Origin of the sequence: Streptomyces sp. BBFR102 (assembly GCF_051397025.1) — a bacterium.
Classification (GTDB): Bacteria; Actinomycetota; Actinomycetes; order Streptomycetales; family Streptomycetaceae; genus Streptomyces.
On the sequence record NZ_CP195757.1, the window covers coordinates 1733199 to 1754926 of the forward strand.

At 73.7% G+C, this 21728-nt stretch carries 18 protein-coding genes; 14 read left to right on the top strand and 4 right to left on the bottom strand.

The window, feature by feature from the left end:
- Positions 1-11 precede the first annotated feature (11 nt).
- The 3 genes from ACSLIC_RS07730 to ACSLIC_RS07740 all read left to right on the top strand — a co-directional run bounded on the left by ACSLIC_RS07730 (position 12) and on the right by ACSLIC_RS07740 (position 4256).
- Positions 12-2057 (top strand): acetyl-CoA carboxylase biotin carboxylase subunit, encoded by a 2046-nt coding sequence (locus tag ACSLIC_RS07730; RefSeq protein WP_436736939.1) that lies wholly within the window; start codon positions 12-14, stop codon positions 2055-2057.
- Positions 2054-3025 carry a hydroxymethylglutaryl-CoA lyase gene (locus ACSLIC_RS07735; RefSeq protein ID WP_436736940.1) on the top strand — a complete coding sequence of 324 codons (972 nt, stop codon included), beginning with the start codon at positions 2054-2056 and terminating at the stop codon, positions 3023-3025. Before ACSLIC_RS07730 ends, ACSLIC_RS07735 begins: the two co-directional genes overlap by 4 nt.
- Positions 3026-3086: 61 nt before the next feature.
- Entirely contained in the window at positions 3087-4256 is a 1170-nt protein-coding gene (locus tag ACSLIC_RS07740; RefSeq protein ID WP_436740307.1) for an acyl-CoA dehydrogenase family protein, read from the top strand.
- A gap of 420 nt (positions 4257-4676) precedes the next feature.
- Here the strand turns inward: ACSLIC_RS07740 and ACSLIC_RS07745 are convergent, their stop codons facing one another.
- Both ACSLIC_RS07745 and ACSLIC_RS07750 read right to left on the bottom strand, forming a co-directional pair.
- The gene (locus ACSLIC_RS07745) at positions 4677-5273 is read right to left on the bottom strand and encodes a hypothetical protein (protein ID WP_436736941.1); all 597 of its coding nucleotides are present in this window, start codon (positions 5271-5273) and stop codon (positions 4677-4679) included.
- A 106-nt stretch (positions 5274-5379) separates the two neighbouring features.
- Entirely contained in the window at positions 5380-6207 is an 828-nt protein-coding gene (locus ACSLIC_RS07750; RefSeq protein ID WP_436736942.1) for an SDR family oxidoreductase, read from the bottom strand.
- Positions 6208-6335: 128 nt separating this feature from the next.
- Between ACSLIC_RS07750 and ACSLIC_RS07755 the strand changes: the two genes are divergently transcribed.
- Entirely contained in the window at positions 6336-6950 is a 615-nt protein-coding gene (locus ACSLIC_RS07755; protein ID WP_436736943.1) for a TetR/AcrR family transcriptional regulator, read from the top strand.
- Between the two features lie 348 nt (positions 6951-7298).
- Here ACSLIC_RS07755 and ACSLIC_RS07760 read toward each other — a convergent pair whose 3' ends face one another.
- Positions 7299-8066, bottom strand: coding sequence for an SDR family NAD(P)-dependent oxidoreductase (locus ACSLIC_RS07760; protein ID WP_436736944.1), 768 nt, complete (start codon positions 8064-8066; stop codon positions 7299-7301).
- Positions 8067-8221: 155 nt separating this feature from the next.
- Between ACSLIC_RS07760 and ACSLIC_RS07765 the strand changes: the two genes are divergently transcribed.
- The 9 genes from ACSLIC_RS07765 to glmS all read left to right on the top strand — a co-directional run bounded on the left by ACSLIC_RS07765 (position 8222) and on the right by glmS (position 18639).
- Positions 8222-8857: a TetR/AcrR family transcriptional regulator gene (locus ACSLIC_RS07765; protein ID WP_436736945.1), complete on the top strand. Its 636-nt coding sequence runs from the start codon at positions 8222-8224 to the stop codon at positions 8855-8857.
- Positions 8858-8962: 105 nt separating this feature from the next.
- A complete protein-coding gene (locus ACSLIC_RS07770) occupies positions 8963-9829 on the top strand; it encodes a siderophore-interacting protein (protein WP_436736946.1) in 867 nt (288 codons plus the stop codon).
- Between the two features lie 329 nt (positions 9830-10158).
- On the top strand, positions 10159-11616 hold the full coding sequence (locus ACSLIC_RS07775; protein ID WP_436736947.1) for a pyridoxal phosphate-dependent decarboxylase family protein: 1458 nt from the start codon (positions 10159-10161) through the stop codon (positions 11614-11616).
- Positions 11600-12913, top strand: coding sequence for a lysine N(6)-hydroxylase/L-ornithine N(5)-oxygenase family protein (locus ACSLIC_RS07780; protein ID WP_436736948.1), 1314 nt, complete (start codon positions 11600-11602; stop codon positions 12911-12913). The genes ACSLIC_RS07775 and ACSLIC_RS07780 overlap by 17 nt, the downstream gene beginning before the upstream one ends.
- Positions 12910-13503: a GNAT family N-acetyltransferase gene (locus ACSLIC_RS07785; RefSeq protein ID WP_436736949.1), complete on the top strand. Its 594-nt coding sequence runs from the start codon at positions 12910-12912 to the stop codon at positions 13501-13503. The genes ACSLIC_RS07780 and ACSLIC_RS07785 overlap by 4 nt, the downstream gene beginning before the upstream one ends.
- Entirely contained in the window at positions 13500-15320 is a 1821-nt protein-coding gene (locus ACSLIC_RS07790; RefSeq protein WP_436736950.1) for an IucA/IucC family protein, read from the top strand. Before ACSLIC_RS07785 ends, ACSLIC_RS07790 begins: the two co-directional genes overlap by 4 nt.
- Before the next feature lie 86 nt (positions 15321-15406).
- Positions 15407-16306: a DUF4429 domain-containing protein gene (locus ACSLIC_RS07795; RefSeq protein ID WP_436736951.1), complete on the top strand. Its 900-nt coding sequence runs from the start codon at positions 15407-15409 to the stop codon at positions 16304-16306.
- 129 nt (positions 16307-16435) lie between these two features.
- A complete protein-coding gene (locus tag ACSLIC_RS07800) occupies positions 16436-16711 on the top strand; it encodes a hypothetical protein (protein ID WP_436736952.1) in 276 nt (91 codons plus the stop codon).
- Positions 16712-16809: 98 nt separating this feature from the next.
- Positions 16810-18639, top strand: a complete 1830-nt coding sequence (gene glmS / locus ACSLIC_RS07805; protein WP_436736953.1) for a glutamine--fructose-6-phosphate transaminase (isomerizing) — start codon at positions 16810-16812, stop codon at positions 18637-18639.
- 35 nt (positions 18640-18674) lie between these two features.
- Here the strand turns inward: glmS and ACSLIC_RS07810 are convergent, their stop codons facing one another.
- Positions 18675-19199 carry a universal stress protein gene (locus tag ACSLIC_RS07810; protein WP_436736954.1) on the bottom strand — a complete coding sequence of 175 codons (525 nt, stop codon included), beginning with the start codon at positions 19197-19199 and terminating at the stop codon, positions 18675-18677.
- Between the two features lie 1314 nt (positions 19200-20513).
- Between ACSLIC_RS07810 and ACSLIC_RS07815 the strand changes: the two genes are divergently transcribed.
- Complete coding sequence (locus ACSLIC_RS07815; RefSeq protein WP_436736955.1) at positions 20514-21725, top strand: helix-turn-helix domain-containing protein; 1212 nt, start codon at positions 20514-20516, stop codon at positions 21723-21725.
- The last annotated feature ends 3 nt before the right edge of the window (positions 21726-21728 follow it).

Sequence of the window (21728 nt, forward strand, 5' to 3'; positions counted from 1 at the left end):
GAGCCAGAACCATGTTCGACACGGTGCTCGTCGCCAACCGGGGCGAGATCGCGGTCCGCGTCATCCGCACCCTGCGCGAACTGGGGGTCCGCTCGGTCGCGGTGTACAGCGACGCCGATGCCGACGCCCGGCACGTCCGCGAGGCCGACACGGCCGTACGCATCGGCCCGGCGTCCGCCGCCGAGAGCTACCTGCACATCCCCCGCCTGCTGGCGGCGGCCCGCCGCACCGGCGCCCAGGCGGTCCATCCCGGGTACGGCTTCCTCGCCGAGAACGCCGCCTTCGCGCGGGCCTGCGCCGACGAGGAGCTGGTCTTCGTCGGGCCGCCCGCCGACGCCATCGCGCTGATGGGCGACAAGATCCGCGCCAAGGAGACGGTCCGCGCGGCCGGCGTCCCGGTCGTCCCCGGCTCCTCGGGCAGCGGCCTGACCGACGCCGAGCTGGCCGCCGCCGCCCGCGAGATCGGCATGCCCGTCCTGCTGAAGCCCTCGGCGGGCGGCGGCGGCAAGGGCATGCGGCTGGTCCGCGAGGAGGCGGCGCTCGCCGAGGAGATCGCCGCCGCCCGGCGCGAGGCCCGCGCCTCGTTCGGCGACGACACGCTGCTGGTCGAGCGGTGGATCGACCGGCCCCGGCACATCGAGATCCAGGTCCTCGCCGACGGCCACGGCAACGTCGTCCACCTCGGCGAACGCGAGTGCTCGCTCCAGCGCCGCCACCAGAAGATCGTCGAGGAGGCGCCGAGCGTCCTGCTGGACGAGGCGACCCGGGCGGCGATGGGCGAGGCCGCCGTCCAAGCCGCCCGCTCCTGCGGCTACACCGGCGCGGGCACGGTCGAGTTCATCGTCCCCGGCGACGACCCGGCCGGGTACTGCTTCATGGAGATGAACACCCGCCTCCAGGTCGAGCACCCCGTCACCGAGCTGATCACCGGCATCGACCTGGTCGAGTGGCAGCTGCGGGTGGCGGCCGGCGACCCGCTCCCCTTCACCCAGGACTCCATCACCCTCACCGGCCACGCCGTCGAGGCCCGCCTGTGCGCCGAGGACCCCGCCCGGGGCTTCCTCCCCTCCGGCGGCACCGTCCTCGCCCTCACCGAGCCGACCGGCCCGGGCGTACGCACCGACTCGGGCCTGAGCGAGGGCACCGAGGTCACCAGCGTCTACGACCCGATGCTCGCCAAGGTCATCGCCCACGGCCCCGACCGCCCCACCGCCCTGCGCCGCCTGCGCGCCGCCCTCGCCGGCACCGTCACCCTCGGCGTCCCCACCAACGCCGGTTTCCTGCGCCGCCTGCTGGCCCACCCGGACGTGGTCGCGGGCGCCCTCGACACCGGCCTGGTCGCCCGCGAGGCCGACGCCCTGGCCGACCCGGGCGTCCCGCCGGAGGTGTACGAGGCCGCAGCCGCCGTACGCCTCGCGGCGCTGGCCCCCGACCCCGACGCGCAGGGCTGGAGCGACCCGTTCGCCGCCACCGACGGCTGGCGGCTGGCGGGCCCGCCCGCACCGGTCGTCCACCACCTGCGCGTCCCCGGCCAGGAGACGGTGGCGTACACCGCCGAGGCGCGCGGCACCCACCGGGTCACCGACGACACGGTCGCGGTCACCCTCGACGGCGTACGCCACTGCTTCCGCCGGGCCGGGCAGTGGCTGGCCCGCGAGGGCGACGCCTGGCAGGTCACCGACGTCGACCCGGTCGCCGAGGCGCTGGCCGGGGCGGACCGGGCGGCCGGGGCCAAGGCGCTGACCGCGCCCATGCCGGGCACGGTGACGCTGGTCAAGGTCGCCGTCGGCGAGGAGGTCGAGGAGGGGCAGGGCCTGCTGGTGGTGGAGGCGATGAAGATGGAGCACCTCATCCGCGCCCCGCACGCGGGCACCGTCACCGAGCTGGACGTCTCCCCGGGGACGACGGTCGCCATGGACCAGGTCCTCGCCGTCGTCACCCCGCCGGAGACCCCCGAGGCGCCGGCCGACGCGGCCCCCGCCGAACCCGCCGTCGTACGGCAGGCCCCCGCCGCCCCCGCCGCCCCCGCCGCCCCCGCCGAGGAGGCCCAGGCATGACGGACTCCCCCGCCACCGCGCCCGGCGACGAGGGCCTGCCCATGGTGGTCCGCGCCGACGGGCTACCCTCCCGGGTCCGCATCCACGAGGTCGGACCGCGCGACGGGCTCCAGAACGAGAAGGCGGTCGTCCCGACCGAGGTGAAGGCGGAGTTCGTGCGGCGGCTCGCCGCCGCAGGGCTCAGCACGGTCGAGGCAACCAGCTTCGTCCGCCCCGAGTGGGTGCCCCAACTCGCCGACGCCGAACAGCTCTTCCCGATGCTGGACGACCTGCGCGAGGCCGGCACCGACCTGCCCGTCCTGGTCCCCAACGCCCGGGGGCTGGACCGGGCGCTGGCCCTCGGCGCCCGCCACGTCGCCGTCTTCGCCTCCGCCACCGAGACCTTCGCCCGCCGCAACCTCAACCGGACCGTGGCCGAGTCCCTGGCCATGTTCGAGCCGGTCGTCACCCGCGCCAAGGCCGAGGGCGTGCGGGTGCGCGGCTACCTCTCGATGTGCTTCGGCGACCCCTGGGAGGGCCCGGTCCCCGAGTCCCAGGTGGTCCAGGCCGCCACCGCCCTGCACGCCATGGGCTGCGACGAACTCTCCCTCGGCGACACCATCGGCGTCGCTACCCCGGGCCAGGTCGGCTCCCTGCTGCGCGCCCTGCACGCGGCGGGCGTCGGCCCCGGCAGCCTCGCCGTCCACTTCCACGACACCTACGGCCAGGCCCTCTCCAACACCCTTGCCGCGCTCCAGCACGGCGTCACCGTGGTGGACGCCTCCGCCGGGGGCCTCGGCGGCTGCCCGTACGCCGAGAGCGCCACCGGCAACCTCGCCACCGAGGACCTCGTGTGGATGCTGCACGGCCTCGGCATCGACACCGGCACCGACCTGGGCGCGCTCGTCGCCACCAGCGACTGGCTCGCCACCCGGCTGGGCCGCCCCAGCCCGTCCCGCACCGTCCGCGCCCTCTCCCACCAGGAGTAGCGCTCTTCCCGCCCTGCCGCCGTACCCCGCCGCAGCTCACTAGGAGTCGTACCCGATGTCCCTGGACCACCGGCTCTCCGCCGAACACGAGGAACTCCGCCGTACCGTCGAGGAGTTCGCCCACGACGTCGTCGCCCCCAAGATCGGCGACCTCTACGAGCGCCACGCGTTCCCCTACGAGATCGTCCGCGAGATGGGCCGCATGGGCCTGTTCGGCCTGCCCTTCCCCGAGGAGTACGGCGGCATGGGCGGCGACTACCTCGCCCTCGGCATCGCCCTGGAGGAGCTGGCCCGCGTCGACTCCTCGGTGGCCATCACCCTGGAGGCGGGCGTCTCGCTGGGCGCCATGCCGATCCACCTCTTCGGCACCGAGGAGCAGAAGCGCGCGTGGCTGCCGCGCCTGTGCTCCGGTGAGATCCTCGGCGCCTTCGGCCTCACCGAGCCCGGCGCCGGCTCCGACGCGGGCGGCACCCGCACCACCGCCCGCCTCGACGAGGCGACGAACGAGTGGGTCGTCAACGGCGGCAAGTGCTTCATCACCAACTCCGGCACCGACATCACCGGCCTGGTCACCGTCACCGCCGTCACCGGCCGCAAGCCCGACGGCTCCCCGCTGATCTCCGCGATCATCGTGCCGTCCGGCACGCCCGGCTTCACCGTGGCGCCGCCCTACTCCAAGGTCGGCTGGAACGCCTCCGACACCCGCGAGCTGTCCTTCGACGAGGTCCGCGTCCCCGCCGCCAACCTCCTCGGCGAACAGGGCCGCGGCTACGCCCAGTTCCTGCGCATCCTCGACGAGGGCCGCATCGCCATCGCCGCCCTCGGCACCGGCCTCGCCCAGGGCTGCGTGGACGAGTCGGTCAAGTACGCCGCCGAACGCCACGCCTTCGGCAAGCCCATCGGCGCCAACCAGGCCATCCAGTTCAAGATCGCCGACATGGACACCCGCGCCTACACCGCCCGACTCGCCTGGCGCGACGCCGCCAGCCGCCTGGTGGCCGGCGAACCCTTCAAGAAGCAGGCTGCCGCCGCCAAGCTCTACTCCTCCACGGTCGCCGTCGACAACGCCCGCGACGCCACCCAGATCCACGGCGGCTACGGCTTCATGAACGAGTACCCCGTCGCCCGCATGTGGCGCGACTCCAAGATCCTGGAGATCGGCGAGGGCACCAGCGAGGTCCAGCGGATGCTGATCGCCCGGGAGTTGGGGGTGGGCGGGGGGCGGGGCTGAGCCCTTGCGCGCCCGGCGGGGCCGGGGCCGGCGACCTCGGTCCCGGCCCCTGGCCGTATGCCCTGGGCCGGGGAGGCGTCCAGCAGATCGACCCGACCTGGCGAAGAGCGCGCGTACCGCTCCGCCCCTCGTCAGGTCGCGGGGGTCGCCCCGCACAGCACAACCGCCAGGCCAGGCCGGTGGCGGCGGGCGGCCCCTGGACGGTCACCGCCCGCCGGCCCCGCCCGCCACGCGGACGGCGGACCTCGCTCTCCACGCCGTCCCCGGGCCAGGGCCGACGCCGGTGCCGTGGGCCGGCCGTACGCGCGGTCGGCCACCTGGAACCGCAGGGCCCGTCCTCGCGTCGGCCCGCACCCACCCGGTTGCGCCGGGGGCGGACGCCCTCGCCTCCCCTGCTCCTCAACCGGCCGTCGGGGCCGGCTACGATCCGCCCCCGACGGAAGCAGACCCCCGCGCCCGCCCCAGCGCCCCCAGCAGCCCGGCCCGGTCGCGCGTGGCGATGAGCAACGACGCGCCCTCCACCGTCTCCACCACCAGCTCCTCCATCCCCATCGGTACCGCCCACGCCCCGCCCACCAGCCGCGGCCGGGTGAGGGCGTTGGTGCGGCGGCGGGCTTCCCCGAGCTGTTCGGGTGTGAGTGAGGCGCGGTACTCCCGCATTCCGGCCCGGCCCGGTTCACGGGTGGCCGCCGCGAGGGAGACGGGGGCGAGGGAGGCGACGGCCAGGCGTTCGCGGCCGACCCGCAGTTCGCCGTCGGCCAGGCGGATGCGGTGGTAGAGGCGCTTGGAGAGCGGGACCGCGGTCAGGCACAGGAGAAGGAGCAGGGACATGGCGCAGACCACCAGCCAGGCGGTGAGCTCGTCCGGGAGGAGCTGGAGCGCCTGGTAGACGGCCCAGGCGGCGTACCCGGCGAGGCAGATCCGGGTCCAGGCGCGGGGCGGGTCCTCGCGGTACGTGACGGAGAGGTCCACGGCGGGCGTGCCCGGGGGCGGGGTCTGCTGGCCTGGCTGGTCCATGGCGGGGCTCCTGTGCTGACCGGGGCGGGTGCGCGGGGCGGCGGGGCGCCCAGCGTACGAAGGGCCCCGCGGCGGACGGCACCCGCCCCGGTCAGCTGGAGCCGGGTCAGCGGGTCATGGCCGTGGGCTGGGCGTCAGGGCGCATGGCGGCGTCCGTGCCGCCGTCGACGGTGAGGATCGCGCCCGTGGTGAAACCGGCCTCCGGGCTGAGGAACTGGGCGACCCAGAAGGCGATGTCGGCCGGGCGTCCGAAGATCCCGCGCGGCATCGGGGTGGGGAAGGCGTCCGGGTCGAGGTCGTCCTCGGACATGGTGGAGCCGGTCATCAGCGGGGTGACGACGGCGCCGGGGGCGATGGTGTTGAGGGTGATGCCGCGGCGGGCCCACTCGGGGGTGACGGCGGTCCGCCGCACCCAGCGGGCCAGGGCGAACTTCGAGGTGGCGTAGGCGCTGATGCTGGGGCTGGTGGCGGCGAGTTCGGCGGGGAGCGAACCCTGCGCGCCGGCCGCGTGGGCGCGGGCGCCGTCCTCGTCGCCGGCGAGGAGCAGGTCGACGAGGCGGTCGTCGATCATCGGCACCGTGGTCGCCGAGTTGGAGCCGATGACGACCGCACGGCCGCCGCCGTCCCGCTCCAGGGCGGGGCGCAGGCCGTCCAGCAGGGCGACGGGGCCGAAGTAGTTGATCGAGGCCACGGCTGCCGCGCTGGGCATGTTCGGGCCGACGCCGGCCACCGCGGCGACGCCGTCCAGGACCCCGCCGCTCAGCCGCAGCACCTCGTCGACGGCGTGGCGGCGCCCCTGGGCGGTGCCGAGGTCGGCGGTGACGTCCGCGTCGCGCAGGTCGATACCGATGACCCGGTGCCCCGCCTCCCGCAGCCGGGCCGCGCTGGCGGCCCCCATGCCCGAGGCGCTTCCGGTGACCGCGTACGTACCCATGTCGTGCTCCTTGCGTGGTGTCTGGCCGGTGCCGGGCCTCGTGCCGCGACCCGCCCCTTCCAAACATAATTCAATCACTGATTGAACGAGAGGCGGGGACACGGCCCGGCCGTGATGGAATGTGCGGCGTGACCCCAACGGACGCCTCGACCCGCCAGCGCCTCCTGGCGGCGGCCAAGCAGCTCTTCCTGGAGAAGGGGGCCGACCAGGTCTCCCTGCGCGCCGTCAACGCCGCGGCGGGACTCAACCCGGGCGCGGTCCACTACCACTTCGGCTCCCGCGAGGGCCTGGTGACCGCCCTGCTGGAACAGGAGCTGGGCCCGATCCTGAACGTCCACTGGGCCCAGGAGCGCGGGCAGGCCGCCGGGAAGCCGGAGATCCGCCGCCTGGTGGAGGGGCTGGTCGAGCCCTTCGCCGACCTGGTCACCACGCGCGACGGTCGGGTCCTGTGCCATCTCCTGGCCCGTACGGCTCTCCCCTCGGGCCAGCTCCCGAACGCCCCGACGGCCTTCACCCCGGCCCCCTTCGAGGTACGCGTCGGCCGCGCCCTGCCGGAGCTGGCACCGCAGGAGGTCAGTGAGCGGTGCGCCCTGGCGTTCACGCTGGTGATGGAGACCTACGGGCGCCCGATGGGCAAGGGTCCGGCACAGAACGCGCCCTTCCCCGCGACCGCGACGGTGGTCGCCTTCATCCTGGCCGGGCTGACGGCGCCGTCGGCGGCCGAGGAGCCTGGCGGCAAGTGAGCCGCTCCGGGCGCACCCCGGACCGCCACTCCCCCGGCACGGCCGCGCCGCGCCCCGGGGACGGCTGACGGACGTCGCACGCGCCCGTCCCGGACGGGCCGGGTCCGGGGGCGGGGGCGGGGGCGGGGAAACCCGCGCCGCCCCCTGCCCGCCCGCGTTCGCGGGCGGGCAGGGGGCGGCGGCGGTCGAACATCCCGGTCTGTCGGGTGGTCGCGGACGGCCCCGGCCAGGTCGCGGCGGCCCCCGGCGGAGGCCCCCGACCAAGCGGATCCGCTCCCCGTCGCGGTGCTCCGGACCCGGGTCCGGAGCACCGACCTCACCAGGGCGGACCGTACGGGAGACGGAGGATCAGACGGCGGCCCAGCCGCCGTCGACCGGGAGGATCGCCCCGTTGATGTTGCTGGCGGCGTCGGAGGCGAGGAAGACGATGGCGGCGGCCTGCTCCTCGGCCTGGGACGGGGTGCCGACGTTGCGCATGTAGGAGCCGACGACGGCCGGGCCGTGGGCCTCGCGGTCGGCGTCGACCTGGATGTTGGTGGCGGTGCCGCCGGGGGCGATGGCGTTGGCGCGCAGCCCCTTCTCGCGGTACATCACGGCGACGGACTTGGTGAGACCGGCGACGCCGTGCTTGGCGGCGGTGTACGCGGCGCCGGCGGCGCTGCCGCGCAGGGACGCCTCGGAGGCGGTGAAGACGACCGCACCCCTGCCGGTGGCGAGCAGGTGCGGCAGCGCGGCGCGGGTCAGCAGGAACGGGGCGGTGAGGTTGACCCGGATGACCCGCTCCCACTCGGCGTCCTCGGTGTCACCGGCGGCCGACATGCGGTCCATGATCCCGGCGTTGTTGACGAGGACGTCGAGGGAGCCGAACCGCTCGACGGCGGTGGCGACGACCTGGTCCACGACCGCCTGGTCGCTGAGGTCCCCGACGACGGTGGCGGCGGTACCGCCGGCCTCGGTGATCTCCCGGGCGACGGCCTCGGCGGCCTCGCCGTTCAGGTCGGCGATCAGGACCTTGGCGCCTTCGGAGGCGAAGCGCAGGGCGGCGGCCCTGCCGATGCCGGAGCCGGCTCCGGTGACGACGACGGCGCGGCCCGCGAGGCCGGTGGTGGTGCTCATGGGGTACTCCTGGGTTCAGAGGGTGTGCACGATCGACGGTACTTCTTTGTGGCGCGGTGCGCCATGAAGGCGGGACGCGCCATCAAGGCGTACGACCGGACCCCGGACGTAGGATCACCGCAGGTGACGACCGGGAGACGGGACGGGGTGAGAGCGTGGCGGCAGACGAGGACGACGGACCGGGCGCCCGGATCGGCCGGCCGCCGCTGACCGAACGGCGCAAGGCGGCGACCCGGCTGGAGATCGCCCGCGAGGCCGTGCGCCTCTTCGCCGCCCAGGGCGTCGCGGCCACCACCGCCGACGAGATCGCGGCGGCCGCCGGGATCTCCCCGCGCACCCTGTGGCGGTACTGCTCCTCGAAGGAGGAGTGCGTCAGCCCGCTGCTGACCACCGCCCTGGACGCGGCCGCCGAACGGCTCACCTCCTGGCCGCGCGAGCGCACCCTGACCGACGGCATCAGCGAGCATCCGTCCGGCCGTTCGGCCACCGCCCCCGCCGACGACGAGCGGGCCCTGCGCGACCTGGTCCGCCTGGCCCGCACCGAACCGGGGCTGCGCGCGGTCTGGCTCCAGCTCCACCACGCGGCCGAACCGGTTTTCGCCCGCGTCTTCGCCGCCCGCACCGGCCTGGCGCCGGACGCCCTCGAACCCCGGGTCCAGGCCGCCCTGCTCAACAGCGCGCTGCGCGTGGCCGTCGAGGAGTGGGCCTGGAACGACGAAGAGAGCACGAGGGCCCCGGGCGAGGTCATCACCGAGGTCCTGGCCATCGCGGCGGCGGGCCTGCCCCGCTGATCCCGGCCGGAACCACCGCGCACCGCCCCCTCCCCCCTCCCCATCACCCCTCGGTGAGGTTAGGCTTGCCTCAGCGCCATTCGACGCCGAGGGAAGGCCCGCCTCATGACCACCACGCCCACAGCTCCCACCCGATCGCCCTTCCGGTTCTTCGGCGTGGAGGTGCGCGGCGCCCGCCGCCTCTCGCCCTCGATGGTGCGGCTCACCTTCGGTGGCGAGGAGCTGGCGCTCTTCGAGTCGGGCGGGCGGGACCAGAGTTGCTCCCTGTTCCTGCCGCACCCCGGACAGCGCGAGCCGCGCGTGCCCGTCGAGGCGGGCGACGACTGGTGGGCGGCGTACCGGGCGATACCCGAGGAGGAGCGCGCGGTGATGCGCTCGTACACGGTGCGGGCGCAGCGCCGGGCCGACGACGGGGCGACCGAGTTCGACGTGGACTTCGCACTGCACGGCGACAACGGCCCGGCCTGCCGGTGGGCGGCGCGGGCGCTGCCCGGGGACCGGGTCGCGGTGCTGGGTCCGGCGGTGACGGAGAACGCGTCGGTGCGGTTCCAGCCGCCCGAGTCGGCCGCGTGGGCGCTGATGTGGGCGGACCTGACCTCCCTGCCGGCCGCCGAGGCGATCCTGGAGTGGCTGCCCGCCGGGTTCCCGGTGCGGCTGTGGATCGAGGTGCCGCACGCCGACGACCGGCGCGACCTGGCCACCGCCGCGGACGCCCGGATCACCTGGCTGGTCGCGGACGAGGGCGCCCCGTCGGCGGCCGACGCGATCCGGGCCGCCGAGTTGCCGACGGGCGAGCCGTACGCGTGGATCGCCGGGGAGGCAGGCCGGATGCGGACGCTCCGCCGCCACCTGGTGGGCGAGCGCGGCTTCGACCGGCGCGCGGTGACCTTCGTCGGGTACTGGCGCGAGGGAGCGAGCGAGGAGCAGCTGCGCACGGAGTCGCTGACGGCGGGGAAGCGGCGTACGACCTGAGCCCCGGCCCCGCGCGCCCGAAGAGGGCGGGCGGGGCTGTTTACCGGCCCGCGAGCTGACGGGCCGTCAGATATGCCGCCCTCCCTGCGCATCCACCGCAAACTCCAACCACTCGAACAAGGCGTACGAGAACGGGCATACCCGCCTCGCACCTCGCCGCCGCGCGAACGCGTCACAGTCAATCGCCGCACATCCGGCCACAGTTGACAGAGAATTCCCCCCGCGGACCGCGACGGGCGGGCATTAGGTTAGGCTCACCTAAGTTCACCGCCCTCGTCTGGTGCTCACCCCCAGGAGCATCACCTGCCCCCTCACCGGGAGGACCGCTCATGAGTCTCCTCGCGCCCAGGTCTCATCTGCTGAACGACCTGAACGTGGAGGCGTACCGCCGCTCCGTCACCGAAGGTGTCGAGCGCGTGGCCGCGTCGCTGACAGGTGCCACCGGCCCGTTCACCGGCGTCACCCCGGCCGCGCTCGCCCCCGTCGTCGACGCGGTCGACCTCGACCGCCCGCTCGGCGACACCGCAGCCGCGCTGGACGAGCTGACCGAGGTCTACCTGCGCGACGCGGTCTACTTCCACCACCCGCGCTACCTCGCCCACCTCAACTGCCCGGTCGTCATCCCGGCCGTGCTCGGCGAGGCCGTCCTCTCGGCGGTCAACTCCTCCCTGGACACCTGGGACCAGTCGGCGGGCGCCACTCTCATCGAGCGGCGCCTCGTCGACTGGACCGCCGACCGGATCGGGCTCGGCGAGGGCGCCGACGGCGTCTTCACCAGCGGCGGTTCGCAGTCCAACCTCCAGGCCATGCTGCTCGCCCGCGAGGAGGCCGAGGCCGCGCACCCCACCCAGCTGCGCGTCTTCGCCTCCGACGTCAGCCACTTCAGCGTCCGCAAGTCGGCCACGCTGCTCGGCCTCGGTCCGGACGCGGTGGTGACCATCCCCACCGACCGCGAGCGCCGCATGCGGGTCGAGGTGCTCGCCGCCGAGCTGCGCCGCTGCGAGAGCGAGGGCCTGGTCCCGATGGCGGTCGTCGCCACCGCCGGCACCACCGACTTCGGCTCGATCGACCCGCTGCCCGGGATCGCCGAGCTGTGCGCCCGCCACGGCACGTGGATGCACGTGGACGCCGCGTACGGCTGCGGCCTGCTCGCCTCACCCACCCGGCGCGCACTGCTCACCGGCATCGAGCACGCCGACTCGGTCACCGTGGACTACCACAAGTCCTTCTTCCAGCCCGTGAGTTCCTCCGCACTGCTGGTCCGCGACGGCGCCACGCTGCGGCACGCCACCTACCACGCGGAGTACCTCAACCCGCGACGGGCCGCCGAGGAGCGCATCCCCAACCAGGTGGACAAGTCGCTCCAGACCACCCGCCGCTTCGACGCCCTCAAACTGTGGATGACGCTGCGCGTGATGGGCGCCGACGGCGTCGGCCAGCTCTTCGACGAGGTCTGCGACCTCGCGGGCGAGGGCTGGAAGCTGCTCGTCGCCGACCCGCGCTTCGACGTCGTCGTGGAGCCCTCGCTCTCCACCCTGGTCTTCCGCTACCTGCCGGAGCAGCCCGCCGACCCGGCGCGGACCGACCGCGCCAACCTGTACGCCCGCAAGGCCCTGTTCGCCTCCGGCGACGCCGTCGTGGCGGGCACCAAGGTGGACGGGCGGCACTACCTCAAGTTCACCCTCCTCAACCCCGAGACGAAGGCGTCCGACATCGCCGCCGTCCTCGACCTCATCGCCGGCCACGCCGAGCAGTACCTGGGAGAGTCCCTTGTCCACGCCTCTTGAGCGATCGTCCCGCCCCGCCTCCGCCGACCGCACCGAGCCGCTCGACCTGCTCGGCATCGGCCTGGGCCCGTTCAACCTCTCCCTGGCCTGCCTCGCCGAGCCACTGGACGGGATCGACGCGCTCTTCCTGGAGACGAAGCCGGACTTCGACTGGCACTCCGGCATGTTCCTGGACGGCGCCCACCTCCAGACGCCGTTCATGTCCGACCTGGTCACCCTGGCCGACCCGACCTCGCCGTACTCCTTCCTCAACTACCTCAAGGAGTCCGGGCGGCTGTACTCCTTCTACATCCGGGAGAACTTCTACCCGCTGCGGACCGAGTACAACGACTACTGCCGCTGGGCCGCCGCCCGCCTCGGCTCGGTCCGCTTCTCGACCACCGTCACCGAGGTGACGTACGACGAGGACAGCGCGCTCCACACCGTCACCACCGACCAGGGCGACACCTACCGCGCCCGCCACCTGGTCCTCGGCACCGGCACCCCGCCGCACATACCCGAGTCCTGCCAGGGCCTGGGTGGCGACGTGCTGCACAACTCCCGCTACCTGGAGCACAAGGCGGCTCTCCAGGCCAAGAAGTCGATCACCCTGATCGGCAGCGGCCAGAGCGCGGCGGAGATCTACTACGACCTGCTCGGCGAGATCGACGTCCACGGCTACCAGCTCAACTGGGTCACCCGCTCGCCCCGGTTCTTCCCGCTGGAGTACACCAAGCTCACGCTGGAGATGACCTCCCCGGAGTACATCGACTACTTCCACGCGCTGCCCGAGGACACCCGGTACGGCCTGGAGCAGAAGCAGAAGAACCTCTTCAAGGGCATCGACGGCGAACTCATCAACGCCATCTTCGACCTGCTCTACGAGAAGAACGTGCGCGGCCCCGTCCCCACCCGGCTGCTCACCAACACCGCGCTGGACTCCGCCGCCTGGGACGAGGCCGAGGGGACGTACACCCTCGGGCTGCGCCAGGAGGAGCAGGGCAAGGACTTCGAGCTGGCCACCGAGGGCCTGGTCCTGGCCACCGGCTACCAGTACCGCACCCCCGACTTCCTGGAGCCGGTCCGCGACCGCATCCGCTGGGACGGCCACGGCCGGTTCGACATCGCCCGCAACTACAGCATCGACACCACCGGGCGCGGCATCTTCGTACAGAACGCCGGCGTCCACACCCACGCCCTCACCTCCCCCGACCTGGGCATGGGCGCCTACCGCAACTCCGTCATCCTGCGCGAGCTGCTGGGCACCGCCCCCTACCCGGTGGAGAAGTCGATCGCCTTCCAGGAGTTCGCCGTATGACCACCCCCCGCACCGCGGCGGTCCGCCCCGACCAGCTCGCGATACGCCCGCTGGACCCCGACGCCGACGCCGCCCTGGTGCACGGCTGGGTCACCCACCCGAAAGCGGCCTTCTGGCTGATGCAGGGGCTCAGCGCGGACGAGGTCCGCGGCGAGTACGCGGCGATCGCGGACCACCCGCACCACGACGCCTTCATCGGGCTGTACGAGGACTCCCCGGCCTTCCTGATGGAGCGGTACGACCCCGCCCGCGTGGAGCTGGCCGGGCTGTACGAGGCGCACCCCGGCGACGTCGGCATGCACTTCCTCTGCGCGCCGGCCGACACTCCGCTGCACGGCTTCACCCGCGCGGTCATCTTCGCCGTCATGGAGTACCTCTTCGCCGACCCGGCCACCGTCCGCGTGGTGGTCGAACCCGACGTGCGCAACACGGCCGTGCACGCGCTCAACGAGGCCGTCGGCTTCGAGGTCGTCCGGAAGATCGCCAAGCCCGAGAAGGAGGCGTACCTGAGCGTCTGCACCCGGGACGCCTTCGAGGCGGCGAGGAAGGCACACGCGGGGAACGAGAAGAAGAAGGAGTCCGGACGATGAGTGAGACCACGCCGACCGGCCGACTGGCCGCCCCCACCGCGCACCTCACCCCCCAGCTGTGGGCCGCCGCCGGGCGCCACCTGGTCCGCAAGGGCCTCGCCGAGTTCTCGCACGAGCGGCTGCTGACGCCCGAGCCGCTGCCCGGCTCCGGGCCCGACGCCGAGGGCCGCACCGCCTACCGCGTCGTGGCCGACGACGGCGTGAGCGAGTACCGCTTCGCGGCGAGGGTGCTGACCCTGGACCACTGGGACATCGCCGCCGACTCGATCACCCGGCACGGCGAGAACGGCGCCGAACTTCCCCTGGACGCACTCGACTTCATTCTCGACACGCGGACCGCGCTGGGCATCGGCGACGCCGTCCTCCCGGTCTACCTGGAGGAGGTCTCCGCCACCCTCTCCGGCGCCGCCTGGAAACTGGCCCAGGCCCGCCCGAGCGCCGCCGAGCTGGCCCGCGCCGACTTCCAGGCCATCGAGACGGGGATGACCGAGGGCCACCCCTGCTTCGTCGCCAACAACGGACGGATCGGCTTCGACGTCCGCGAGTACCACCAGTACGCCCCCGAGGCCGCCTCCCCGGTCCGGCTGCTCTGGCTGGCCGCCCGCCGCGACCGCTCGACCTTCACCAGCGACGCCGGACTGGACTACGACACCCTGGTCAAGGGCGAGCTGGACCCGGCGACGCTCGCGCGGTTCGCCGCCACCCTCGCCGGGCAGGGGCTGGACCTGGCCGACTACCACCTGCTGCCGGTCCACCCCTGGCAGTGGTGGAACAAGCTCTCCGTCACCTTCGCCGCCGAGGTGGCCCAGCAGCGCCTGGTCCTGCTCGGCGAGGGCGACGACACGTACCTCGCGCAGCAGTCGATCCGCACCTTCTTCAACACCAGCCACCCCGGCAAGCACTACGTGAAGACCGCGTTGTCGGTGCTGAACATGGGCTTCATGCGGGGCCTGTCGGCCGCCTACATGGCGGCGACCCCGGCGATCAACGACTGGCTGGCGCAGCTCATCGCGGGCGACGAGGTCTTCCGGGCCGCACGCTTCTCGATCATCCGCGAGCGGGCCGCGATCGGCTACCACCACCGCCAGTACGAGCGGGCCACCGACCGGTACTCGCCGTACCGCAAGATGCTGGCCGCGCTCTGGCGCGAGAGCCCGGTGCCGACGCTCGGCGAGGGGCAGCGGCTGGCGACCATGGCCTCGCTGCTGCACACCGACGCCGAGGGCGCCTCGCTGGCGGGCGCGCTGATCGCCGAGTCGGGCCTGGCGCCCGAGGTGTGGCTGCGCCGCTACCTGGACGCGTACCTCACCCCGGTGCTGCACTCCTTCTACCAGTACGACCTGGTGTACATGCCGCACGGCGAGAACGTCATCCTCGTCATCGAGGACGGCGCGGTGGACCGGGTGATCTTCAAGGACATCGCCGAGGAGATCTGCGTCATGGACCCGGACGCGGTGCTGCCACCTGCCGTGGAGCGCATCAGGGCCGAGGTACCGGAGGAGTTGAAGATCCTCTCGATCTTCACCGACGTCTTCGACTGCTACCTGCGCTTCCTCAACGCCACCCTGGCCGGCGAGGGCGTCCTCGACGAGGACACCTTCTGGCGGACGGCGGCGGCGAGCGTGCGGGCGTACCAGGAGTCCGTGCCGCAGCTGGCGGACAGGTTCGCCCAGTACGACATGTTCGCGCCGACCTTCGCGCTCTCCTGCCTGAACCGGCTCCAACTGCGCGACAACCAGCAGATGGTCGACCTGGCCGACCCCTCGGGCGCCCTCCAGCTCGCCGGTGACCTGGTCAACCCGCTCGCGGGCCGCTGACGCCCGCCCCGCGCCACGGCGGGCGCCGCCCGGGTACGGTCCCCGGGCGGCGCCCGCCGTCCTTCTCGGGCTGGAACAATGACCGCATGGCGGAGATCACACAGCGGGACGGCAGCTGGAGCTACGACGAGGGGCGCATACGGATCGTGCCGGGCGCCAAGGCCCATCCCGTGCGGCAGGTGCTCGGCGAGGTGGTGGTTCCGCTCGTGGCGGTCGCCGGGGTCACCTTCGAGCGGGACCGCAAGGGCGGGCGGCTCAGGCTGCGGCTGCGGGACGGGGCCTGCCCGGTGCTGCGGGCCGCCGAGGGACGGCTGCCCGAGGGCGCCGACCCGTACCGGCTGATGGTCGAGGCGGGCCGGGAGGACCTGGCCGAGTACTTCGTGGCGGAGGTGCGCCAGGCGCTGCTGCTGGAGCAGGTCCCCGAGGGCCCGGTGGAGCGGTTCCTGCTGCCCGGCCCCTCCCTGCCGGTGTCGGGCGGCGGCGGGGACGGCACGGCCGCCTTCGACGGGCACGAGGTGCGGCTGACCTGGAGCTGGAAGGCAAAGGAGGCGAAGACCTCCGGCGGCCCGGTCACCCTGCCCCTCACCAGCCTCACCGGGGTCACCTGGGTGCCCGCCCAGGGCCTGGAGAACGGCCACCTGCGCCTCCTCACCCGCTCCGGCGGCGGCAAGGCGGTGGCGCCCGAGCACGACCCGCACGCCCTCGACCTGTGGGGCCTGTCCAAGAAGGAGCACACGGCGGTCCTGGTGGCGGCGGCGGTCCTGGTGGCGCTGGCGGCCCGGGGCGAGCCCGAACGGTCGCCCGGCGCGCTCGACGAAGCCGAAGCGCCCTTGGAGCTGCCGCCCACGCCGGCCCCGCAGGCCGCCGCCGACGATCCGGACGCGCTGCTGCGGCGGCTGCGGGAGCTGGGTGAACTGCACCGGGAGGGCGTGCTCACGGACGAGGAGTTCAGCCTCGCCAAGCAGGCGGTGCTGCGACGGCTGTGAGGAAGGTGGCGGGGGCGCGGCTCCCGAGGCCGTCGCGGAATGCCTCATTCCGACCCACTTCCCCCACTTCCGTGCCCGATATCGGGCAGGAATGTTGCGGAACCGCGCCGCGCGGACCAGTATCGATCCGTGCTCGAACGCCGTACGAACCATGACGACCTGGTCGACCACCTGGTCCGCACCACGCCGCTGAGCCGCGGCGAGGCCGGCCGCGTGGTCATGGACGTCCTGGCGTACTTCGACGAGACGACCGAGGAGTGCGTCCGGCGCCGCCACCGCGAACTCCAGGCCCAGGGCCTGGGCAACGCGGAGATCTTCGAGCGGATCGCCGAGGAGCTGCCGCGCAGGGCCGTGGCGCCCCCGTCGCTCTCCCTGCGCCAGCTGCGGCGCATCGTCTACGGCTGACCGGCATCCCGGCGGCCCCGGCACCCTCGCGCCGGACCGTCGAGCACCCGAGCGGGCCCACCGGCCCGCCGGCACACGTCTCGGAGGGGTAACACCTTATGTGCGGAATCGTGGGATACATCGGCCGTCGCGACGACGTCGCGCCGCTGCTGCTGGAGGGCCTCCAGCGCCTGGAGTACCGGGGCTACGACTCGGCCGGCATCGCCATCCACGGCAAGTCCGGCACCAGGTCGACCGGGCTGAAGTCGGTCAAGGCCAAGGGCCGCGTCCGCGACCTGGAGGCCAAGGTCCCCGCCCGCTTCAAGGGCAGCGTCGGCATCGCGCACACCCGCTGGGCCACCCACGGCGCCCCCAACGACGAGAACGCCCACCCGCACCTGGACGCCGAGTCCAAGGTCGCCGTCGTCCACAACGGCATCTTCGACAACGCCTCCGACCTGCGCGCCCGGCTCACCGCCGACGGCGTGGTCTTCCTCTCCGAGACCGACACCGAGGTCCTCGCCCACCTCATCGGCCGCTCCGAGGCCGACACCCTGGAGGGCAAGGTCCGCGAGGCCGTCGGCCAGATCGAGGGCACCTACGGCATCGCCGTGCTGCACGCCGACTTCCCGGACCGGATCGTCGTCGCCCGCAACGGCTCGCCGGTCGTCCTGGGCATCGGCGAGAAGGAGATGTTCGTCGCCTCCGACGTCGCCGCGCTGGTCTCCCACACCCGCCAGGTCGTCACCCTGGACGACGGCGAGATGGCCACCCTGAAGGCCGACGACTTCCGCACGTACACCACCGAGGGCTCGCGCACCTCCGCCACGCCCACCACCGTGGAGTACGAGGCCGAGTCCTGGGACATGGGCGGCCACGACACGTACATGCACAAGGAGATCTTCGAGCAGGCCGAGGCGGTCGACCGGGTGCTGCGCGGCCGGATCGACGACCGGTTCTCCACCGTGCACCTCGGCGGCCTCAACCTCGACGCCCGCGAGGCGCGCGGGGTCCGCCGCATCAAGATCCTCGGCTGCGGCACCTCGTACCACGCCGGGCAGATCGGCGCGCAGCTCATCGAGGAGCTGGCCCGCATCCCCGCCGACGCCGAGCCGGCCTCCGAGTTCCGCTACCGCAACCCGGTGGTCGACCCGGACACGCTGTACATCGCCGTCTCCCAGTCCGGCGAGACCTACGACGTGCTCGCCGCCGTGCAGGAGCTGAAGCGCAAGGGCGCCCGCGTCCTGGGCGTGGTCAACGTCGTCGGCTCGGCCATCGCCCGCGAGGCCGACGGCGGGCTGTACGTGCACGCCGGGCCCGAGGTGTGCGTGGTCTCCACCAAGTGCTTCACCAACACCGTGGTCGCCTTCGGCCTGCTCGCCCTGCACCTGGGCCGCACCCGCGACCTGTCGGTGGCGGACGGCAAGCGGATCATCGCGGGCCTGCGCAAGCTGCCCGAGCAGATCGCCGACATCCTCTCCCGCGAGGACGAGATCGAGAAGCTGGCCGAGGAGTTCACCGAGGCCCGCTCGATGCTCTTCATCGGCCGGGTGCGGGGCTACCCGGTGGCCCGCGAGGCGTCGCTGAAGCTCAAGGAGGTCTCGTACATCCACGCCGAGGCGTACCCGGCCTCCGAGCTGAAGCACGGCCCGCTCGCGCTGATCGAGCCGGCCATGCCGACGGTGGCGATCGTCCCCGACGACGACCTGCTGGAGAAGAACCGGGCGGCACTGGAGGAGATCAAGGCCCGTGAGGGCAAGATCCTCGCCGTCGCCCACCGCGAGCAGGAGAAGGCCGACCACACCATCGTCGTGCCGAAGAACGAGGACGAGCTGGACCCGATCCTGATGGGCATCCCGCTCCAACTGCTGGCTTACCACACCGCGTTGAAGCTCGGCCGCGACATCGACAAGCCGCGCAACCTGGCGAAGTCCGTCACGGTCGAGTAGTCGGCCAGGTCGTCATCCCCTGAGCCCGGCCGGGCTCAGGGGATGACGACGACCGGGCGCCGCGCCCGGCGGGCCAGCCGGCCCGCGACCGAGCCGAAGAGCCGCCCGACCACGCCCTGGCTGGAGCCGACCACGATGGCGTCGGCCTCGTACTCGGTGCCGACCTCCTCCAGTTCGTGGCAGATGTCGCCGCCGCGCTCCACCAGGACCCACGGAACGTCCCCGAGGTACTCGGCGCAGGCCAGCTCCAGCCCCAGCACCTCGGTGCGGTGGTCGGGCACGTCGACGAAGACGGGTGGCTCGCAGCCGGCCCACACCGTGGTGGGCAGCCGGTTGGCCACGTGGACGATGATCAGGCCCGAACCCGAGCGGCGGGCCATGCCGATCGCGTAGGCGAGGGCGCGCTCGCTGGAGGTCGAGCCGTCGAAGCCGACGACGACGCCGTGCCGGAAGGCCGGATCGCAGGGCTGACGTGTTTCTTCCGCCGCCAGGGGCTGGGCCGAGGGATCGGCCACCTGCCGCTTGCGGTCCGCTGGTTCAAAGGATTCGTGACCGGCCATCGGTGTCTCGGCGGGAAGGTCCTCGTGGGGAAGGGACGAAGGGACGGCTGACGGAGTGTGCACGGCTCCGGGGGAACCCCGGGGCCGCAGGCCGAACGACGGTGCCGACGGCGCCCGGAGGGACGACGACCGGCCGGTCGGACCGGCCCGCTGTGTCCGGGAAGCATCTTCCCAACCACTCGTCCCAAGGGTACGGCGCCACTTCTCCCGCGTTCGGACCTCGCACGGCCCGTACCCAGAAGAGGGCTCCCCCATGCGCCGTTCTCACGGACCGGCGCGCACCGCCCCGGCGGAAGGTCCCACAAGGGCCCGAACCGGCCCGATACGGCCGCCCGGACGCCACCGCCGGGCGACGCGCTGGACGGAGCATGCCCGAGCGGCGCCCCGATCGCAACGGCCCAACGACCCCGCCACCCGGGACACATGGGACCTCCGGGCCGACCCGCCCTCCGCGGCCCCCGGGAGGCCGGGGGTGACCCGGAAGCGGGCCGGGCGTTGAACGGGTGTACCGCCCACCCCGGGAGCCCCTCGTGCCCGTCCCCCGCGCCTTCGGCCCGGCCCCCGCCGGCCCTCCCCGCCCCTCGCCCGCGCGGACACCGGGGCGCGGCTCGCGGGCGGCCCGCGCGCCCGGCGCCTCCTCGGCGGCACGGGGTGCCGGGGAGGCCCCGGTGGGCGCGGCCTCGCCGTGGGCCGCCTTCGGCCGCGTCGGCGCCGGTGGTCCGGGCCGCCCGCGGGGCGTCGGCGGACGGGGTGACGGGGGTGGCGCCGGGCCCGGCCACGGTGACCGGGATCGGTCGGCCGCTGTTGCGTCGACCGGAGCGGGAAGCGGGGGGCGCCCGGTACGTGACGGGGGGACGTTCCCAGGTGACGGGAGAGGGGCGCACGGGGGCGGTCAGGGGGCGCGTTTCCCCTACACCGGAGAGCTGACCGGTTCGCACGCACGCGCCCGTATGTTTTCAGCCAAGTTGACGAACCGTTGCACCGGGGTGGGTGGACCCCCTCCACCCCTGCAACGACCTGCGACGACAGGACCGCGTGCCGCGTCCGCACCCTACGGGGACCGGCCACCCGCCGCAGACGCACTTCCCAGTCGCGCCCTGGAGTGCGACGCTTCGTGATCGAATGCTTCACGCCACGTTGCCTTGTCGACATTCCGACGTCTGCTCAACTGGTCACAGTGGCACCACGGGACACAGTAGATTCGATCATGACTGTCTTATGGCGGGGGACACGCGCAGGACCGAGGGGAAACGTGCAGGAGCGACAGATCCGACAGGACTGGAGTGACACGGCCACCGAGGGGGGCTTAGCGACATGAGCCACGACTCCACCGTCACGGCGGACCTCGCGGGCCGCAAACTCTCCGGACGGCGCCGCAAGGAGATCGTCGCGGTTCTCCTCTTCAGCGGCGGCCCCATCTTCGAGAGTTCCATCCCGCTCTCCGTCTTCGGCATCGACCGCCAGGACGCCGGCGTGCCGCGCTACCGGCTGATGGTGTGCGCCGGCGAGGACGGACCGCTGCGGACCACCGGCGGGCTCGAACTGACGGCGCCCCAGGGCCTGGAGGCCCTCGCCCGGGCGGGGACGGTGGTGGTGCCCGCCTGGCGGTCCATCACCTCACCGCCGCCCGCCGCCGCGCTGGACGCCCTGCGCCGGGCGCACGAGGAAGGCGCGCGCATCGTCGGGCTGTGCACCGGCGCGTTCGTCCTGGCCGCCGCCGGGCTGCTCGACGGCAGGCCCGCGACCACGCACTGGATGTACGCGCCGACGCTGGCCAAGCGCTACCCCTCGGTCCACGTCGACCCGCGGGAGCTGTTCGTCGACGACGGGGACGTGCTCACCTCCGCGGGCACCGCCGCCGGCATCGACCTCTGCCTGCACATCGTCCGCACCGACCACGGCAGCGAGGCCGCGGGCGCCCTGGCGCGCCGCCTGGTCGTGCCGCCGCGACGGGCGGGCGGGCAGGAGCGCTACCTCGACAGGTCTTTACCGGAGGAGATCGGCGCCGACCCGCTGGCCGAGGTCGTCGCCTGGGCGCTGGAGCACCTCCACGAGCAGTTCGACGTGGAGACGCTGGCCGCGCGCGCGTACATGAGCCGCCGGACCTTCGACCGGCGTTTCCGCTCGCTCACCGGCAGCGCCCCGCTCCAGTGGCTGATCACCCAGCGCGTCCTGCAGGCCCAGCGTCTGCTGGAGACCTCCGACTACTCGGTGGACGAGGTCGCCGGCCGCTGCGGCTTCCGGTCGCCGGTCGCCCTGCGCGGGCACTTCCGCCGCCAGCTCGGTTCCTCCCCCGCCGCGTACCGGGCCGCCTACCGCGCCCGCCGTCCGCAGCAGGAGCAGCGGCCCGAGCCGGCGCAGCCCACGCAGCCGGTGCAGGTCTTCGACGGGCCGCTCCCGCCGCAGCTGCGCCGGACCCCGCAGGGAGTGGGTGCCCACCACGGTGAGCCGGGCAGAGGCGGGCCGGACGCCTACCTCCAAGGGCGCACGGCACTCCCGGGGCAGCGGGAGCGCCCCGTAGGCTGACCC